Source organism: Psychrobacter sp. GW64-MNA-CIBAN-0177 (genome assembly GCF_040309585.1).
In the GTDB taxonomy this organism is placed as follows: Bacteria; Pseudomonadota; Gammaproteobacteria; order Pseudomonadales; family Moraxellaceae; genus Psychrobacter; species Psychrobacter okhotskensis.
The window spans coordinates 1-251 of record NZ_JBEOOY010000457.1 but is presented as its reverse complement, the minus strand read 5'-3'; the positions used below and the strand labels follow the sequence as shown (position 1 = coordinate 251).

1 protein-coding gene is annotated in these 251 nt (G+C 63.3%); it reads left to right on the top strand.

Translation table 11 applies throughout. The features are described 5' to 3' along the window. Nucleotides 1-20: 20 nt before the first annotated feature. Nucleotides 21-251 (top strand): ABC transporter permease subunit (locus tag AAEY79_RS15830; RefSeq protein WP_352289600.1); only part of this gene is annotated, 231 nt, incomplete at its 3' end.

Here is a 251-nt window from a genome sequence, read left to right as displayed (position 1 = left end):
ACCTGGTACGGTTCCTGGCGGTGGCCTACGGGCCGCTGGAAAACAGCCTGGCGCGCATCCGTCCGTCTTTGCCCGAAGCGGCACGCAGCCTTGGGGTGAGCGGCCCACGACTGTTTTGCAAAGTGTATCTGCCGTTATTGCTGCCGGGCGCGTTGAGCGCAGCGCTTCTAGTGTTCGTGGATGTGCTCAAGGAAATGCCTGCCACCTTGCTGATGCGCCCGTTTGGCTGGGACACCCTGGCGGTGCGGATC